Below are 15,290 nucleotides of genomic sequence, written 5' to 3'. Positions count from 1 at the left end.
CCGGGGAGCGGCGTTCAGGGGTATGACAGGGCCCCTCAGCTGCTACCAGGTCGTGGCCACGGAGCGCAGGGCGATCCACTCTTCGCCGCCCCGGGCCCAGTCCATGCTGAATTGCAGCGGCCAGTCGGCGTGTGTGCCGTAGACCGTCGCCTCGGTGACGATGCGGCCGACGAGGCCGGCCGTGTCGCCCTCCACGTCGACGGTGACGTTCTTCTCGGTCACGCGGTGGTAGACGAACTGGCCCGCCCGCATCTGGGACAGCCACTCGGCCTTGGGCTGTTGGTAGCCGGTGATGTGCGTGAGGGTGAAGCCGTCGTCGAGCAGGTCGTCCAGGGCGTCGGTGTCGCCGTCCGTCATGGCCCGCAGGTGGGCGCGGTAGGCGGCCAGGATCTCGTCGCGGGCGTTCGCGTCCGGGGATGCGGGCATGGTTTCTCCTGTCCTGGTGGGGGTCATTCGGCGGCCGGCCGCCGGGACAGCCGTACTTCCTCCAGGTCGAGACGGCGCTGGACCTGGCGCAGCACGGTGTCGTCGATCTCGTGGTCGTCGCGGAGGCGGAGCACCGTGGCGCGTTTGTGGGCCAGCAGGGCCAGACGCAGTGCGGTGTAGTGCCGGTCGTGGCGCAGGACGTCCTCGTCCTCGTCGTCGGTCTCGCCGTCCCCGGCACGGACGACGAGCAGGTGGGTCTCGTACTCCTCGCGCATGCGTTCGGTGACCGCCGGGTCCGTGTTCAGCTCCTCGGCGAGCGCGGGGAGGGCTTTGAGGGCCTCCTCCGTGGCGGTCGTTTCGGCGAGAAAGCGCTCCTCCTCCACCGACGTGTCGCGTGGCAGCCGGGCCCAGCGCACCACGGCCGGAAGCAGCAGTCCCTGCAGGACCAGGGTGGTGACGATGACTCCTGAGGTGACGAAGACGATCGTGTCCCGGTCCGGGAAGGGCGCGCCGGAGTCGAGCGCCGTCGGCACCGAAAGGGCCACGGCCAGTGAGACCGCGCCTCGGAAGCCGGCGATCGAAGTGACCACCCTCGCGCGGTAGTTCATGCGGCGCAGCCGCTGCTGGGGACGGCGGTCGAGGAGGCGGATCAGGTAGGGGACGGTGAAGTTGAAGGCGAAGCGCGCGGCGATGAGGACGGCGGAGACGGCCGCGACGGCGATGAGGGCGCGGGTGAGGTCACTGCCGTGCAGTTCGCGTACGGCCGCCTGTGCCTGCAGGCCGACGAGGACGAACAGGGAGCCGTTGAGCAGGAAGGTGGCCAGCGACCAGAACTCCTCCGCCTGGCGGCGCATCGCGGCGGCGGCCATGCGCGGTCCGGCCTGGCTCATGATCAGCCCGGCGGAGACGGCCGCGAGGACACCGGAGGCGTGGATGAGTTCGGCGAGGAGATAGGCGGTGAACGGGGTGAGGATCATGGCGACATTGCCCAGCAGCGGGTCGTCGAAGACCCGCCGAGCCCGGATCACCAGCCACGCGATCAAGGCTCCGGCCGCGGCTCCGCCGAGGTAGGAGACGGCGAACAGCCAGGTGACGTGCGGGAGGGTGAAGTGGTCATCGCCGACCGTGATGCCGACGGCCAGCCCGAAGACCACCAGCGCGGTGCCGTCGTTGATGAGGCTCTCGGCGCGCAGCAGGGTGACGTTGCGGCGGGGCAGTGCTTTGGCGAGGACGCCGACGGCGGTCGCGTCGGTGGGGGCCACGGCCGCGCCCAGCACCCATGCCGGTCCCCAGGCCAGGCCCAGTTGGTGTGCCACGGTCGCCACCGCGCCGGCGGTGCCGATGACCAGCACGGTGCTCATCAGGATGATGCCCCGCAGATCGCGCCGGATCTCCCGCAGGGAGGTGGTCAGGCTCTCCCAGTACAGCAGCACCGGCAGGAAGATGAGCAACACCGCCTCCGGCGGCAGTTCTACCTCGCGCAGCGCGGGCACGAAGCCGAGCAGTGCGCCGAAGAACAGCAGCACGACAGGTGGGGCGATCCTGTAGCGGTCACCGGCGGCGTTGCCCAGGAGCACCGCCAGACCGAGGACAACTACGAGTTCGAGACCGATCACGGCATGTCTCCCGGCCGGTTCGGGGGTCGTACGGCCGACCGCACGACATCGTGGGGACCGTGCTCGCCCTTGGTCGGGGCACAGTGCGCAGCGGCCTCAGGGGCGCTGACGGTGAACATCGTTCCTCTCCCGCGTCGGTCAGTGAGGCAGGAGCCGTATGGTCGTCGAGCCCGCGGTGGGGCTTGTGATGCGCTGGATGGTGTTGGCGGAGTAGCGCCCGTACTTGCTGCGGTAGGCGGCGTCGACCGCGTCGTTGATCTCGCCGTCGACGTCCTCGAACGCCACGTCCTTCTCGACCCCGCCGGCTTCGACACGGCCCTCGTGACGGGCTCGGGTGCCACGGAACCAAGCCGAGGTGGGGCCGTTCACGGAACGGACGTAAATGTCGTTGCCCACGCGCACAACCCAGATGGTGCGCCGGCTGCTCAGCTCACCGTCCGGCCGCCGGGAGGCGATGTTCAGTTCCTCGGCCGATCCGACCCGGTCGAGTTCGTCGTCGGTCCAGGGAGCGGTGGTGGTCATCCGGTCGTCTCCTCGGTTCTCGTACGGCTGTGTCTGCGGGGCGGGCATGGGACACGGGGAGGTGGACTTCCGCGGGTGCGGGAGGGTCTTCGACGAGCATCGAGCCTGGTCACCGTTCTCGCACCACGGCAGACCGTGCCATGCCGGGAGCTGGCGTTCCAGGGTGTGTCAGGGCCCCTCGGGCGGCACCCCGTACGAGGGCTCTCGGGGGCGGGGGCTCCTCGTACGGGGTGGTCTCAGGTCGACGTGACCCTGGCTGTGGCTGTGGCCGTGGGTCAGGCCAGCGTCGAGGTGTCGATCACGAAGCGGTAGCGCACGTCGGAGGCGAGGACACGCTCGTACGCCTCGTTGATCTTCTCGGCCGGGATGACCTCTATCTCGGAGCCGATGCCGTGCTCGGCGCAGAAGTCGAGCATCTCCTGGGTCTCGCGGATGCCGCCGATCAGGGAACCGGCGTAGGAGCGGCCGCGCATGATCAGCGAGAACACGTTGAGCGACAGCGGTTCGGCGGCGGCGCCGACGTTGACGAGAGCGCCGTTCACGGCCAGCAGGCCGAGGTAGGCGTCGAGGTCGAGCTTCGCGCTGACCGTGTTGACGATGAGGTCGAAGGTGCCGGCCAGCTGCTCGAAGGTCGCCGGATCGCTGGTGGCGTAGTAGTGGTCGGCGCCCAGGCGCAGGCCGTCGTCCATCTTCTTCAGCGACTGGGACAGCACGGTGACCTCGGCGCCCATCGCGTGTGCGAGCTTCACGGCCATGTGGCCGAGTCCGCCGAGACCGATGACGGCGACCTTCTTGCCCGGGCCCGCGCCCCAGCGCCGCAACGGGGAGTAGGTGGTGATGCCCGCGCACAGCAGCGGGGCGGCCTCGTCGAGGTTGATGCCCTCGGGAATCCCTACGACGAAGTCCTCGGTCACCACGACGTGGGTGGAGTATCCGCCCTGCGTGATCGTGCCGTCCTTGTCGACGGAGCCGTAGGTGAGGGTGTTGCCCTTGAGGCAGTACTGCTCCTCGCCCTTCAGACAGGACGCGCACTCACGGCAGGAGTTGACCATGCAGCCCACGCCGACCCGGTCGCCGACCGAGTGCCGGGTGACCTCGGCACCGACCTCGGTGACCACGCCGGCGATCTCGTGGCCGGGAACCAGGGGGTAGGTCGACGGACCCCACTCGCTGCGGGCGTTGCTGATGTCGGAGTGGCAGATGCCGGCGAACTTGATCTCGATGAGGACGTCGTGCGCGCCTACGTCACGGCGCTCGACGGTGGTCGGGACCAGGGGTTCGGTGGCGGCTGTGGCGGCGTAGGCAGGGACGGTGAGCATGACTTCTCCGGTCTGGTGGTTATGGTTCAACTGCGGTTGTCCGTAAGGGAATTCGGTCAGCGGGGTTCGAGGCGCATCGTGGTGGAGCTCGCCTCGGGGCTGGTGATGGCCTTGACGATGTACGCGGCGTAGTGCCCGTACTTGGTCCGGTAGGCGGTGTCCACGACGTCGTTGACCTCGTCGCCGGCGTCGATGATCGTGACGTCTTTGGCGACCCCGCCGGCCTGGATACGGCCTTCCTGGCGGGCCCGGGTGCCGCGGTACCAGTCGGAGCCGGGGCCGTTGACGGAACGGACGTAGATGTCGTCGCCGACCCGGACCACCCAGATCGTCCGCCGACTGCCCAGCTCGCCGCCGCGCCGCAGGGACGCGATCTCCAGTTCCTCCGCGCGTTCGATGCTGTCGAGCTCCTGGCTCGTCCAGGCCGATGGCGCCGATGTCGAGGTCATGAGGTCTTCTCCTTGAGGAGTACGGAGGCCGCCGCGGTCAGGACCACCAGGAGCGCGGCGATCAGGAGGCTGGTGCGCAGCCCGTGCAGGAAGTGGGTGTGGTTGGAGACCAGGGCGCCGAAGACCGCCACGGACAGGGCGCCGCCGAGTTGGCGGGAGGCGTTCAGTACGCCGCTCGCGGTGCCGGCGCGCTGGGCGGGAATCCGGTCGAGGAGCAGCGAGGTCACCGCCGGTACGGCGAGGCCGCCGCCGGTTCCCACCGGGATCATCAGCAGAACCAGCAGCCAGGCGGGCGCCGACGCCGGCGGAACGCACAGCGCCACCAGGCCCGCGGCCATCAGGAGCTGCCCGGTGATGATCGGCATGCGCGGTCCGAATCGCGCGGCGAGCCGGGCAGCGGTCGGGCTGACGACTGCGGTCAGCAGAGTCATCGGCAGGAACGCCAGCCCGGTGGCCATCGGCGAGAGGTCCTGTTCCTGTTGGAGGTACAGGCCGAGCAGGAAGATCATCCCGTAGAAGCCGACGTTGAGCGCGAAGCCGATGGTCGCCGAGAGTGCCATCGTCCGGGCGCGCAGGAGCTCCAGCGGCACCATCGGGTTGCGGCCGCGCGCCTGGGCCACCAGGAAGACCGCCGCCGCCGTCACGGCGACGGCCAGTGCGAGCAGCACGCGCGGCGCGCGCACACCAACCGCGCCGGCCTCGATCGCCGCGTAGGTCAGGCCGCCCATCGCCGCCACCGCGGCGATCTGCCCCGTCCAGTCGAACGGAGCGTCCGCACGGCGGGGCGAGCGGGCGGTCCGGGTGAGCAGGAACAGCGCCAGCACGCCGACCGGCAGATTGACGAAGAAGATCATCCGCCAGTTGAGTTCGCTCAGCACACCGCCCAGCACCGGTCCGGCCGCGGCGCCCACCGAGCCGCCCATCGCCCACACGGAGATCGCCCGGGCACGCGCGGCCGGGTCGGGGAACGCCTCGCGGATCAGCGCGAGCGAGGCCGGCACGATCACCGCGGCGCCCGCGCCCTGCACCAGCCGCGCCACGATCAGCACACCCAGGTTGGGTGCGAAACCGCAGGCCGCCGAGGCGACGGTGAACACCACGAGCCCGGCCCCGAACGCCTGTCGCGCACCGATCCGGTCGGTCACCGACCCCGCGGACAGCAGCAGTGCGGCGAACATCAGCGTGTAGCCGTCCACCACCCACTGCAGTCCCGTCATCCCGCCGCCGAAACCGCGCCCGATCTCGGGCAGCGCGACGTTGACGATCAGGGCGTCGAGCGTCATCACGAAGAAGCCGAGCAGCGCGGCCGCCAGAGCCCACCGGGCACCGTTCGCGGTGCGGGGCTGCCCGGCGGCGGTATCGGCCGGCGTCGACGGCTTGTCCGATGCGACAGAACTGGACACGGGTGGATCTCCTGATGAGGAAACGAGTGGTTGGTACGGATTGGGTTCTTCGACCGTCATCCAGCCTGCTTGCCGGACATCTCGCGTGGCAGGCCGAGCTGTGCCGGGGAGCGCTGTTCGGGGGTGTGACAGGACCCCCCAGGGCCACACACAGGAACCTCCAAGCCCGCACATGGATCCGTCCTGCCCGCCCTGACACACTGGCCGCATGGCACGTGAGCAGCGCAACGGCAGCGACGGCACCGAACTGGGGCGCTTCCTGCGCGCCCACCGCACCCGCGTGACACCCGAGCAGGCCGGTCTCAAGGCCGGCCCCGGCCTGCGGCGCACGCCGGGGCTGCGCCGTGAGGAGCTGGCCACCCTCGCCGGGGTGAGCATCGACTACTACACGCGCCTGGAACGGGGCAGGGAGTCCCACCCCAGCCCCTCCGTCGTCGACGCGCTCGCCCGTGTCCTCTTGTTGGACGAACACGCCCACGAGCACCTGCGGGACCTCGCGGTGTGCGCCGCCCGCCCCACCACGGCCGAGCCACCGACGGCGCCCACTTCTTCGGTGGGGCCCGGGGTCGGGCTGCTTCTGGAAAGCCTGCGGCCCCACCCCGCGGTCGTGGTCAGCCGCACGATGGACCTGCTCGCGTGGAACCCGGGCGGGCTACGGCTGTTCGTGGGCATGGAGCAGTGGCCGGTGGAGAAGCGCAACGTCGCGCGCTGGATCTTCCTCAATCCCGGCGCTCGCACGGTGTTCGACCATTGGGACGAGCAGATCCGCGCCTGCGTGGGGCGCCTGCGCGCCCTGGCCGGCACCGACCCGGACGCCCCCGACCTCGTCGGGCTCGTCGACGAACTCCTGGCCGAGAGCCCGGAGTTCGTACAGCTCTGGGACCGCTACGACGTACGGGCGCACACCCACGGCACCAAGACCTTCCACATCCCGGACGTCGGCACCCTCACCCTCGACTACCAGTCCATGCAGTTGGAAGGCTTCCCGGGCCACCGGCTGGTCGCCCACTACGCCGAGCCCGGCACCCCCGACCACGACAAGATGGTCCTGCTGGACATGGTCGCCACCGGGTCGGACGGGCCGGACGGGTCGGATGCCGAACCCGCCGAAGAGAAGCGGAACTGACGACCGACGGGGGCTCTCGACCGGGTCAGGGTTGGATCAGGACCTTCAGAGCGGTCCGGTCGGCCATGGCCCGGTAGCTGTCCGGTACGCCGTCGAAGCCGACGGTGTGATCGAAGACCCGGCCGGGATCGACCGTGCCGTCGAGGATGTCGGGCAGCAGTTCCTCGATGTAGGCACGGGCCGGTGCGGCGCCGCCGGTGACCGTGATGTTGCCCATCATCGATTCGAACCCGAGCGGGATCCCGGTGTACTGCGCGACACCGAGCCGACTGATCACACCACCATGACGGACGATGCTCAGCGCCGTGTCCATCGCCTCCGTGGCACCGACGGCCTCGATCACCGCGTGCGTGCCGTCGCCGCCGGTCAACTCCCGCACCCGCTCGACGCCTTCCTCGCCGCGCTCGGGCACGATGTCGGTGGCGCCGAAGTCGCGGCCCAGGTCGGTACGGTCCGTGTGCCGCCCCATGAGAATGATTCGCTCGGCACCGAGCCGCTTGGCGGCCAGCACCGCGCACAGTCCGACCGCACCGTCACCGATGACAGTGACGGACTTGCCGGGGGCCACCCGGGACGTCACGACTCCGTGGTGGCCGGTGCAGTACACGTCGGACAGGGTCAGCAGGGACGACAGCAGCGCCGAGTCCTCGGCCACCGGCAGCTTCACCAGCGTGCCCTGCGCCTGCGGCACGCGGACGGCCTCGCCCTGGCCGCCGTCCACACCGTTCGGGCCCCACTGGCCGCCGTGACGGCAGGAGGTCTGCAGGCCTTCGCGGCAGAAGTCGCAGGTGTTGTCCGCCCAGACGAAGGGTGCGACCACCAGGTCACCGCTCGTCAGCCCGGACACGTCGGAGCCGACGTCCTCGACCACACCGAGGAACTCGTGGCCCATGCGCCGGCCCTCCTCGGAGGCGGGCATCGAGCCGTACGGCCACAGGTCGCTGCCGCAGACGCAGGAGCGAACGACGCGTACGACGGCGTCCGTTGAGTTCTGGATCTTGGGGTCGGGTACGTTCTCGACGCGGACATCGCCGGCGCCGTACATCACTGTTGCTCGCATGAGCCTTCTCCCAGGGTGTGATGGTGCTGATCAGAAATAGCGGCCTCCGGTAGGCACGGGAAGCGCATCGAGTTCGGCGAGGTCCGCGGCGCCCAGCTCGACATCCGCCGCCCCGGCGTTGTCCGCCAGGTACTTCGGCGTCTTGGTTCCGGGGATGGGGATGACGTACTCCCCCTGTGCCAGCACCCACGCCAGCGCCACCTGCGCCGGAGTCGCCCTCATGCGCTCGGCGATCTCCCCCACCCGTTCGGCGATAGCCAGGTTGGTGTGCAGCGCCTCCTGCTGGAAACGGGCCAGGCCCCGCCGGAAGTCGTCCTCGGGCAGGTCGTCGTGGGACGAGAACCGGCCGGTGAGGAACCCCTTGCCGAGGGGCGAGTACGGCACGAACGCGATGCCCTGTTCCTGGCAGTGGGGCAGCACCTCCGTCATCCAGTCCCGAGTCCACAGCGACAGTTCGGACTGCACCGCCGTGATCGGGTGGACGGACTGCGCCCGCTTGATCTGCTCGACGCTCACCTCGGACAGGCCGATGGCGCGGGCCTTGCCCGCCGCGACGGTCTCGGCCAGGGCGCCCACGCTCTCCTCGATCGGCACCTGCGGGTCGGTGCGGTGCAGGTAATAGAGGTCGACGTGGTCGGTGCCGAGCCGGCCGAGGCTCTCGTCGATCGAGCGGCGGATGTGCTCCGGTCGGTTGTCGAGGCCCATCACGGGGTCGCCCTGGGCATCACGGGTGAGAGCGCCGACCTTGGTCGCCAGCACCGCCTGGTCACGATGGTTCCTCAGCGCCCGGCCGAGGAGTTCCTCGTTGGTGAACGGGCCGTAGACGTCGGCCGTGTCAAGCAAGGTCATGCCCAGGTCCAGGGCCTGATGGATCACCGAAATCAGGGTGGCCTCGTCGCGCGGGGTGGCCTGGTCGTAGCTGAAACTCATGCCCATGCAACCCAGGCCGATGACGCCGACCTCGGGTCCGTCAGGGCCGAGAGTGGTGGTGCGCATTAGCCCTTCCTCCGGGTCCCTCGGGTTCGTCGTTCAGCGGGTGCTGCTGCGCGGCGCGTTGTACTCGGCGTCGTCGACCTTCTCCAGCCAGGTCGTCTCCGGGCCGCCGTCGCCCGCGCCCTCCCACATCGCGAGGTGGGTCATGAAGTGGTCGGAGGTCGCGCCGTGCCAGTGCTCCTCGCCCGGGGGCGTGTGGATCGTGTCGCCGGGGTGAGCCTCGATGACGGTGCCGTCGCGCGTACCGATCAGGGCGGTGCCGGAGACGATGTGCAGGGTCTGGCCCATCACGTGCGAGTGCCAGTCGGTGCGCGCGCAGGGCGAGAAACGCACCATGTTGGCGCGCATCCGTGAGGGCTCCTCGCCGGCGTGGATCACGTCGAACCAGACGTCCCCGGTGAACCAGTCGGCGGGTGCCTTGACGGTGGGCTGCTTCTTCAGGATTTCCAACGCTCTGCTCCTTGCTGTCCTCGACGATGTCCTTGAGTCGCACGATCGCGCTCATGGCGTCGAGCCGCCCGGCGTAGGACGCCGAACGGAAATCTCCGATGACATCGACCCTTCCCCCATCACCCGCTGCGTGGCAGGGCGGGCTGTGCAGGGGAGCGGTATTCAGGGGTGTGACAGGGCCCCCCACGCATATGCCGAGGAGGCGGTCGGGGCCCGCAGACTGGAAGACATGAACAGCGAGCAGCGGAACGGCGGGGGCAACGAGCTGGGGAGCTTTCTACGCGCCCGCCGGGCCCGCGTGACCCCGGAGGAGGTCGGCCTGACGGCCGGTTCCGGCCTGCGCCGTACGCCCGGGCTGCGCCGCGAGGAACTGGCCACCCTGGCCGGGATCAGCATCGACTACTACGTCCGCCTGGAGCGCGGCAAGGAGACCCGGCCCAGCGCGTCCGTGGTCGATTCCCTCGGCCGCGCCCTCCTGCTGGAGGACGACGAGCACGAGCACCTGCGCAGCCTGGCCGCCCGCGCCGCGCGCAGTGCCCCCGAGCCGCCCGCCGCCCCCAGCCGCACCGTCCGGCCCGGCGTGAAACTGCTCCTGGAGAGCCTGCGCCCCCACCCCGCGCACGTCGTCAGCCGTACCAACGACCTGCTCGCCGCCAACCCCGGCGGAATGCGACTCCTTCCCGGTATCCAGGACTGGCCGGCCAGAGAGCGCAACGTCGCCCGCTATCTCTTCCTCCACCCCGCCTCGCGTGACCTGTTCCACGACTGGAACACCCAGGTCCGCGGCTGCGTGGCGCGGCTGCGCGCCCTGGCCGGCACCGATCCCGACGCCCCGGACCTGACCCGGCTCGCGGGTGAACTCCTCCTCAAGAGCCCGGAGTTCGCCCGCCTGTGGGAGCGCTACGACGTCAAGGGCCACTCCCATGGCCGCAAGACCTTCCACCACCCCGAGGTCGGCGACCTCACCCTCGGCTACCAGTCCATGGAACTGGAAGGCACCCCCGGCCACCGCCTGGTGACGTACTACGCCGAGCCGGGCACCGCCGATCACGACGCGATGACCCTGCTCGACCTGCTGGGGCAGGAGCAGCTCGCCAAGGGGACGTCGGCAGGCGACGACCGGTCGACGACTGAGGCGGGGCACCCCGCCTCGCCCTGACAGTCGAACGCTGGTGGTTCCTGTTGCCACCCGCTCCGCTTCGGACGCTCACGGCCATCACAGGCCCGACGACGAGTTCTACGGCCATGACCCCCGCCCCGCGCCCCAGCGGATTGGCCATCCTTCGCGCGCCGGAAACCGCCGCACCGCGCTGTGTCCGACTCCGGCCGGACGAGGACGACGATGTGAGCGTCGTCGACGGCGGAGGCTTCATCGAGAGCCGCAACGTCCTCGGCACCTCAACAACCACGGCCTCAACCGGGCGCGGCACAGCCGTCGCCAGGACCGCCACGCCGCCGCCTCAGTTCTCCCTGCGCGGCACTCTCGATCGACGGCTCATGCGCCGGGACCGTACAGGCCGAACCGCCCCACCCGGACTGCGGGCCCGGATCAGGGCGGATCGGCGGCCGCGGCTCTCGGCTCGTTATGGCGTCGTCAGCTCACCGGCGCGCAGGGCCGCGGTCACGCCGCCGTCCATCAGGAGGTCGGCCCCGGTGATGAAGCCGGCGTCACGGCCGAGCAGGAAGGCGGCGGCAGCGGCGACCTCCTCGGAGGTGCCGAACCGCTTGGCCGCCGAGGTCTCGCGCACCTTGTCGAACCACTCGCGGCGCGGGCCGGAGAGCTCGTCGAGGGCCAGCGGGGTGATGATCACGCCGGGGCTGACGGCGTTGACGCGGGCGCCGCGCTTGCCCCACGCCGCGGCGGCGGTCTGCACACGCAGCGAGTTGGCCCGCTTGGACATGGCGTAGGCGTGGACGGACGAGCCGAGCTGCTCGGGCTGCAGGAACGGCAGCGCGAGCAACTGTGAGGTCTCGGTGGTCGCGAGCGCGTGCTCGATCTCGGGTGCGTAGGGGCTCTCCCGGTGGCCGGCCATGCTGGCGACCACGATGCCGGCCCCGCCGGGCGCGATCACCTGGGCGAAGGCGTCCAGGACATACGCCGTGCCGAGCAGGTCGACGTGCAGCAGCCGCTCGATGGTCGCCTGGGTGGGCGAGACGCCGGCGGCCTGGATCACCTGGGTGACCGCGCCCATCCCGGCGGCCGTGGCGGCCAGCGCCTCGACCTGGGCCAGGTCGGAGATGTCGGTGGTCTGGACGGCCACGTCGTAGCCTTCGCCGCGCAGTTGCTCGGCGGCGACCTGCGAGGCCTTCTCTTCGTGGGCTGCCAGCAGCAGGGTGCGTCCGGTGCCGACGCGGCGCGCGATGGCCAGGCCGATGCTGCCAGGGCCGATGACGACGACGATCTCCTGGGCGGGCCTGTTGTCCGTGCTCATGTTTCGGCTCCTTCAGTCCATGTTCTCGGGGTGGGGCCGGGTGCCCGGGACAGGGCGCACGGACCGGCCGACTGCTCGTCGCAGGCGCAGTGGATCCGGTCAGGACGCGGAAGCGGTGAACAGAGCGGAGAAGTCGATCTTCCCCCTACTGCAGTTTCGCGTCGCGGGACTCGGCGGACCCACCAAGCGGAACCGTTGGCGGCTGTCCACGAGAGTGGGCAGCTCGTCGGGGCCGCCAAGTCGGCGGCGTTCGATTCGGTGTCCCCGCGCCGGCGTTGTGCGAGCACACGCGATGTGTCCGGTGCCCTCGATCCGCGGTGTCGCGCGTGGCTACTTGGCCCAGTGCCAAGTTAGGCGCCTGGCCTGGTGGGTGACAGGCCGGGCTGTACGGGGGAGCGGTGTTCCAGGCTGTGGCACGGCCCCCCACTCACCGAACAGGCGCTGCGGCCCTAGCCGAGAGTCGCGCGGGCGTCGCCCGCGGGACGCCGCACGGCGGTGTCGATCAGTTCCCGCACCTTGTCGGCGGGCACCGGGACGCCCGGGACCTCGAAGAACCAGCGCCCCATCTCCTCGTCGGTCAGCCCCTCAGGCCGTGTCGGCAAGTACGGCTGGACGTAGACGGGGGTGCCCGGCTCGCTGCGCCAGCTGGCGGCCAGCGTGCCGATGTCGACGGCGTCGTAGCCCAGGATGTCCAGCAGTTCGGTCACCTGTGCCTTGGCGGCCGGGTCGTCACCGGCGATGGGCAGGGCGCTGCGGTCGTCGGCGCCGGCGGGCCGGGCGGAGCTGAACAGGCGCACGAAGTCGATGCTGTTGAACGCCTTCACCACCTGGGAGTCGGCCAGATGTCGCTGGACCAGGGCGCTGGAGGTCTGCTCGCCGGAGTCCAGCTCGGCGATCCTGCCGTCGCGCTCGGGGTAGTAGTTCATGGTGTCGATGACGGTCTTGCCGGCCAGGGCGGCGGCGGGCAGCTGCTCGTAGGTGTTCAGCGGGACGGTCGCCACCACCAGGTCGCCGGCCTGCGCGGCCTCGGCGGGTGTGGCCGCGCGTGCCTGTTCGCCGAGTTCGGCGACAAGGGCGGCGAGGGTCTCGGGGCCGCGGGAGTTGCTGACTACGACATTCAGGCCGGCGGCGACCGCCAGACGGGCCAGCGCGCTGCCGATGTTGTCGGCGCCGATGAGGCCGAGGGTCTTGGTCATGGGTCGATCTCCTTGTGGGGTGCGTGAGGTGGCGTGACGAGAGGTCAGCGGCCTGCGGTGAGGACTGCGGTGCGCCGGGACCACGAGCCTTCGACGGCGGCCTCCAGCAGGAAGGCGGCGACATCGGCCCGGGAGATCCTGGGCAGGCCGGGCAGGCGGTCGAGCGCGGTCAGGTCGACGGCGTGGACGTCGCTGGTGGCGGGCTTGTTGGTCAGCAGCACCGGGTAGGCCAGCGTCCAGTCCAGGCCGGAGGCGGTGAGGATCCGCTCGCCTGCGGCCTTGTCGGCGAAGGTGGCCTTGCCGCCCGAGTTGTAGAGGAAACGGGCGAAGGCGGAGGCCTTGGCCAGGGAGTCGCCGACCCCGAACGCGGACATGATCAGTACGCGTTTGGTTCCGCTGTTCTCGGCGGCCCGGACCAGCGCGCGCGTGGTGTCGGCGATCAGGTTGCCCGGGTCCTTGACCTTGCCGAGGCCGAGCGTGCTGATCACCGCGTCGGTGCCGCGCATCGCTTCGGTGAGCGCGTGGGCGTCGCGGACGTCCCCCTCGATCACGGTCAACCGGCCGGCCGGCGTGATCTTGGAGGCGTCGCGGACGAAGGCGACGACCTCGTGTCCGGCCGCGCTGGCACGCTCCACGAACAGGGTGCCGGTAGCGCCGGTGGCGCCGAGGAGGAGGAATTTCATCGGACGACGTCTCCCTTCAGGAGCCCGCAGCGGCTCATGCTTACGAAAATATAGTACTTACTCAGAATAAGTACAGCGCCCGTTTAGCATGAACGCATGAGCCGAGGGACGGACCGCATGGCCGGGATGAGCGTGTTCGATCCGCAGTGCACGTCTCGGGAGGTCCTGGAGCACGCGACGGGCCGGTGGGGCGCCCTGACCCTCGCCGCCCTGGTCGAAGGCCCTCTTCGGTTCGCCGAGGTACGTCGTAACGTGTCCGGGGTATCCGACCGGATGCTGTGGCAGACCCTCCAGCGTCTGGAGGACGACGGCCTCGTCGCACGCACACCGCACCCCACGGTCGCCAGGCGCGTCGACTACGAACTCACCGGTCTCGGCCGCCCGATCGCCGAGCGTGTCTGCGACCTGATCGATGCCATCTACGAGCAACTGCCCGGCATCGTCGCCCACCAGCGCGCGAACGGCACCGGCTCGGCTCCGCCCGCGGAAGACACGGCGGGCTGAGGCAGTTCTTGGAGTCCGCCGGCGGGATCGGCGGTGGCAGCACGATCGCGGCAGGGAGTCGGAGGGCGGAAGTGTCCTTCCCGGGGCGCAGCACGGATGTGCGTCCGACCGTTGCCACCGAACGCAGGACTCACAGAAGTGCCAGACTGAACGAATGGATCCCGAGCGACAGACCCTCGGCCGGAGCGCCGACAGTGAGCTGGGCTGTTTCCTACGGGCCCGCCGAACCCAGGTCAAGCCTGCGGACGTCGGCCTGTCCATTGGTCCGAGGCCGCGCCGGACACCAGGCCTTCGCCGCGAGGAGCTCGCCACGCTCGCCGGGGTGAGCATCGACTACTACACCCGGCTCGAACGCGGCAAGGAGACCCGGCCCAGCCCGTCCGTCGTCGAGGCCCTCGCCTCCGCTCTGCGGCTGGGCGAGACGGAGCGCGCCTACCTGCGCGACCTGGCAGCCAGGACGGCCCGTGGCGCCAACAGAGGCGGGCAGCCGGATCGCACCGGGCAGCGTCCGGCCGTGAACCGGGGCGTCGGACTGCTCCTCCGGACACTGCGGCCACACCCCGTCCACGTCGTCAGCCGCACCTACGAACTGCTCGCCGCCACCCCCGGCGGCCTGCGCCTGCTGCCCGGTATGAAGGACACCCCGCCCGAGGAACGCAACGTCGTACGGTGGCTCGCCCTGCATCCAGGGGCCCGCGACCTGTATCCGGACGACTGGGAGAACCAGATCCGCGGCTGCGTGGCCCGGCTGCGCTCACTCGCCGGCACCGAGCCCGACACCCCGGGGCTCAGCCACCTCATCGCTGAACTGCGTGACAAGAGCGTGGACTTCGCCGAGTTGTGGGAGCACTACGACGTCCAGGGCCACACCACAGGCACAAAGACCTTCCACCACCCGGAGTTCGGCGTCTTCACGCTCGGCTTTCAAGCCCTCGAACTGGACGGCACCGACGGTCACCGAGTGATTTTCTACTACGCCGAACCAAGCACCCCCGCCTACGACGTGATGGTGCTCCTCGACATGGACCAGCCCCAGAACGGGACCGGGTTGGCCACCGGCACCCCCATGGCTAAGCGGTAGCGCCGACGGCACGGACGCTCAGGTGTTCAG

General features: G+C 70.3%; 16 protein-coding genes. 4 read left to right on the top strand and 12 right to left on the bottom strand.

Going from position 1 to position 15,290, the window contains the following annotated elements:
- Positions 1 to 42: 42 nt before the first annotated feature.
- The 6 genes from OG407_RS05725 to OG407_RS05700 all read right to left on the bottom strand — a co-directional run bounded on the left by OG407_RS05725 (position 43) and on the right by OG407_RS05700 (position 5,735).
- Entirely contained in the window at positions 43 to 426 is a 384-nt protein-coding gene (locus tag OG407_RS05725; RefSeq protein WP_405855604.1) for a nuclear transport factor 2 family protein, read from the bottom strand.
- A gap of 23 nt (positions 427 to 449) precedes the next feature.
- On the bottom strand, positions 450 to 2,042 hold the full coding sequence (locus OG407_RS05720) for a Na+/H+ antiporter (RefSeq protein ID WP_405855602.1): 1,593 nt from the start codon (positions 2,040 to 2,042) through the stop codon (positions 450 to 452).
- A 138-nt stretch (positions 2,043 to 2,180) separates the two neighbouring features.
- Positions 2,181 to 2,564: a DUF2255 family protein gene (locus tag OG407_RS05715; protein WP_405855600.1), complete on the bottom strand. Its 384-nt coding sequence runs from the start codon at positions 2,562 to 2,564 to the stop codon at positions 2,181 to 2,183.
- A 275-nt stretch (positions 2,565 to 2,839) separates the two neighbouring features.
- A complete protein-coding gene (locus tag OG407_RS05710; protein WP_405855599.1) occupies positions 2,840 to 3,883 on the bottom strand; it encodes an NAD(P)-dependent alcohol dehydrogenase in 1,044 nt (347 codons plus the stop codon).
- Positions 3,884 to 3,939: 56 nt separating this feature from the next.
- Complete coding sequence (locus OG407_RS05705) at positions 3,940 to 4,332, bottom strand: DUF2255 family protein (RefSeq protein WP_405855597.1); 393 nt, start codon at positions 4,330 to 4,332, stop codon at positions 3,940 to 3,942.
- Positions 4,329 to 5,735 (bottom strand): MFS transporter, encoded by a 1,407-nt coding sequence (locus OG407_RS05700; RefSeq protein WP_405855595.1) that lies wholly within the window; start codon positions 5,733 to 5,735, stop codon positions 4,329 to 4,331. The genes OG407_RS05705 and OG407_RS05700 overlap by 4 nt, the downstream gene beginning before the upstream one ends.
- 208 nt (positions 5,736 to 5,943) lie before the next feature.
- On the opposite strand from OG407_RS05700, the gene OG407_RS05695 reads away from it, so the two are divergent.
- Positions 5,944 to 6,861 (top strand): helix-turn-helix transcriptional regulator, encoded by a 918-nt coding sequence (locus OG407_RS05695; protein ID WP_405855593.1) that lies wholly within the window; start codon positions 5,944 to 5,946, stop codon positions 6,859 to 6,861.
- A 25-nt stretch (positions 6,862 to 6,886) separates the two neighbouring features.
- Here the strand turns inward: OG407_RS05695 and OG407_RS05690 are convergent, their stop codons facing one another.
- The 3 genes from OG407_RS05690 to OG407_RS05680 are packed head-to-tail and all read right to left on the bottom strand — an operon-like array spanning position 6,887 to position 9,364.
- Entirely contained in the window at positions 6,887 to 7,921 is a 1,035-nt protein-coding gene (locus OG407_RS05690; protein WP_405855591.1) for a zinc-binding dehydrogenase, read from the bottom strand.
- Between the two features lie 30 nt (positions 7,922 to 7,951).
- Positions 7,952 to 8,917, bottom strand: a complete 966-nt coding sequence (locus OG407_RS05685) for an aldo/keto reductase (protein WP_405855589.1) — start codon at positions 8,915 to 8,917, stop codon at positions 7,952 to 7,954.
- Between the two features lie 33 nt (positions 8,918 to 8,950).
- Positions 8,951 to 9,364 carry a cupin domain-containing protein gene (locus OG407_RS05680; protein WP_405855587.1) on the bottom strand — a complete coding sequence of 138 codons (414 nt, stop codon included), beginning with the start codon at positions 9,362 to 9,364 and terminating at the stop codon, positions 8,951 to 8,953.
- Between the two features lie 229 nt (positions 9,365 to 9,593).
- On the opposite strand from OG407_RS05680, the gene OG407_RS05675 reads away from it, so the two are divergent.
- Positions 9,594 to 10,523 carry a helix-turn-helix transcriptional regulator gene (locus OG407_RS05675; RefSeq protein WP_405855585.1) on the top strand — a complete coding sequence of 310 codons (930 nt, stop codon included), beginning with the start codon at positions 9,594 to 9,596 and terminating at the stop codon, positions 10,521 to 10,523.
- Between the two features lie 424 nt (positions 10,524 to 10,947).
- Here OG407_RS05675 and OG407_RS05670 read toward each other — a convergent pair whose 3' ends face one another.
- The 3 genes from OG407_RS05670 to OG407_RS05660 all read right to left on the bottom strand — a co-directional run bounded on the left by OG407_RS05670 (position 10,948) and on the right by OG407_RS05660 (position 13,675).
- Complete coding sequence (locus OG407_RS05670) at positions 10,948 to 11,796, bottom strand: SDR family oxidoreductase (protein ID WP_405855583.1); 849 nt, start codon at positions 11,794 to 11,796, stop codon at positions 10,948 to 10,950.
- Between the two features lie 449 nt (positions 11,797 to 12,245).
- Positions 12,246 to 13,040, bottom strand: coding sequence for an NADPH-dependent F420 reductase (locus OG407_RS05665; protein ID WP_405868297.1), 795 nt, complete (start codon positions 13,038 to 13,040; stop codon positions 12,246 to 12,248).
- Complete coding sequence (locus OG407_RS05660; protein ID WP_405855581.1) at positions 13,037 to 13,675, bottom strand: NAD(P)-dependent oxidoreductase; 639 nt, start codon at positions 13,673 to 13,675, stop codon at positions 13,037 to 13,039. The genes OG407_RS05665 and OG407_RS05660 overlap by 4 nt, the downstream gene beginning before the upstream one ends.
- A 96-nt stretch (positions 13,676 to 13,771) precedes the next feature.
- Here OG407_RS05660 and OG407_RS05655 point away from each other — a divergent pair, with 96 nt between their 5' ends.
- Positions 13,772 to 14,179 carry a winged helix-turn-helix transcriptional regulator gene (locus OG407_RS05655; RefSeq protein ID WP_405855579.1) on the top strand — a complete coding sequence of 136 codons (408 nt, stop codon included), beginning with the start codon at positions 13,772 to 13,774 and terminating at the stop codon, positions 14,177 to 14,179.
- Positions 14,180 to 14,333: 154 nt separating this feature from the next.
- Positions 14,334 to 15,260 carry a helix-turn-helix transcriptional regulator gene (locus tag OG407_RS05650; RefSeq protein WP_405855577.1) on the top strand — a complete coding sequence of 309 codons (927 nt, stop codon included), beginning with the start codon at positions 14,334 to 14,336 and terminating at the stop codon, positions 15,258 to 15,260.
- Positions 15,261 to 15,290: the final 30 nt, after the last annotated feature.

This window comes from Streptomyces sp. NBC_01515, from assembly GCF_045040345.1.
Lineage (GTDB): Bacteria > Actinomycetota > Actinomycetes > Streptomycetales > Streptomycetaceae > Streptomyces.
This window is presented reverse-complemented; position numbering and strand designations above follow the sequence as displayed.

Excerpts from the sequence above, each read along its gene's own strand:
- OG407_RS05725 (WP_405855604.1), bottom strand. The coding sequence starts at position 426 with ATGCCCGCATCCCCGGACGCGAACGCCCGCGACGAGATCCTGGCCGCC.
- OG407_RS05715 (WP_405855600.1), bottom strand. The coding sequence starts at position 2,564 with ATGACCACCACCGCTCCCTGGACCGACGACGAACTCGACCGGGTCGGA.
- OG407_RS05710 (WP_405855599.1), bottom strand. The coding sequence starts at position 3,883 with ATGCTCACCGTCCCTGCCTACGCCGCCACAGCCGCCACCGAACCCCTG.
- OG407_RS05705 (WP_405855597.1), bottom strand. The coding sequence starts at position 4,332 with ATGACCTCGACATCGGCGCCATCGGCCTGGACGAGCCAGGAGCTCGAC.
- OG407_RS05695 (WP_405855593.1), top strand. The coding sequence starts at position 5,944 with ATGGCACGTGAGCAGCGCAACGGCAGCGACGGCACCGAACTGGGGCGC.
- OG407_RS05690 (WP_405855591.1), bottom strand. The coding sequence starts at position 7,921 with ATGCGAGCAACAGTGATGTACGGCGCCGGCGATGTCCGCGTCGAGAAC.
- OG407_RS05685 (WP_405855589.1), bottom strand. The coding sequence starts at position 8,917 with ATGCGCACCACCACTCTCGGCCCTGACGGACCCGAGGTCGGCGTCATC.
- OG407_RS05675 (WP_405855585.1), top strand. The coding sequence starts at position 9,594 with ATGAACAGCGAGCAGCGGAACGGCGGGGGCAACGAGCTGGGGAGCTTT.
- OG407_RS05670 (WP_405855583.1), bottom strand. The coding sequence starts at position 11,796 with ATGAGCACGGACAACAGGCCCGCCCAGGAGATCGTCGTCGTCATCGGC.
- OG407_RS05660 (WP_405855581.1), bottom strand. The coding sequence starts at position 13,675 with ATGAAATTCCTCCTCCTCGGCGCCACCGGCGCTACCGGCACCCTGTTC.
- OG407_RS05655 (WP_405855579.1), top strand. The coding sequence starts at position 13,772 with ATGAGCCGAGGGACGGACCGCATGGCCGGGATGAGCGTGTTCGATCCG.
- OG407_RS05650 (WP_405855577.1), top strand. The coding sequence starts at position 14,334 with ATGGATCCCGAGCGACAGACCCTCGGCCGGAGCGCCGACAGTGAGCTG.